The 1018-nt window shown below is 75.1% G+C and carries 1 pseudogene; it reads right to left on the bottom strand.

From position 1 onward, the window contains the following. Positions 1–1018 (bottom strand): annotated as a pseudogene (locus tag VR44_RS36275) (PP2C family protein-serine/threonine phosphatase); the annotation flags it as partial.

The following is a 1018-nucleotide window of genomic DNA, read 5'->3' as shown; positions in this document are numbered from 1 at the left end:
GTCTCCGCCAGCGGCACCGGGCGGGCACCCGCCAGGGCGGACCGCAGCCGCTCCACGCCCTCGTCGATGTCCGCACCCGGAACCTCCACCAGCCCGTCGGTGTACAGGGCCAGCACCGCGCCCGGCTCCAGCAGCAGTTCCGTTTCCGGGTACGAGGCCCCCGGGTCCACCCCGAGGACCACCCCGCCCGCCAGGTCCAGCACCTCGGCCCGGCCGTCCGGGTGGCGCAGCAGCGGCTGCGGATGCCCCGCCCGGGCGGCGAGCGCGCGGCCCGACGTGGGATCGAGCAGGACGTAGCAGCAGCTGGCGAACTGGCCGGGGTCCAGGTCGATCAGGAGCCGGTTCGTGCCCCGCACCACCTGCTCCGGGGTGCTGCCGCCGATCGTGAACGCCCGCACCGCACTGCGCAGCTGGCCCATGGTCGCGGCCGCCGCCACCCCGTGCCCCTGGACGTCCCCGATGACCAGGGCCAGCCGGTCCGAGGCGGTCTCGATGACGTCGTACCAGTCGCCGCCCACGTCCATCCCGGCCGAACCCGGCAGGTACCGGCCCACCGTGGTACCGGCCCACCGTGGTCACCCGCCCCGTCACCGGCAGCCGGTGCGGCAGCAGGGCCGCCTGCAGCCCCCGGGCCAGCGCCGCCTCGCTCTCGTAGCGCCGCGCCCGGGCCAGGGCCTGCGCGATCAGACCGGCCAGGGCGGTGAGCACCGTGCGCTCCTCCGGGCTGAACGCGTGCGGCGCGTCGAAGCCGAGGATGCAGGAGCCCACCGGGCGGCCGGAGGCGATCAGCGGCAGGAAGGCGCGGGCGCCGACGTCGGCGTCCAGCGGGATCCCCGGATAGGCCGACGCCAGGTGCTGCATCGACTCGAAGAACAGCGGCCGCCCCGAGGTCAGCGTCTCCACGCCCGGCAGCCGCACGTCCAAAGAGACCCCGTCGAATCGGTCCAGGAACCCCTTCGGGAAACCGGTCTCCCAGGCCAGGCGCAGATGCCGCTCGTCCAGCAGGTAGATCGCCAGC

The organism is Streptomyces katrae, assembly GCF_000966975.1.
Lineage (GTDB): Bacteria > Actinomycetota > Actinomycetes > Streptomycetales > Streptomycetaceae > Streptomyces > Streptomyces katrae.
This window is presented reverse-complemented; position numbering and strand designations above follow the sequence as displayed.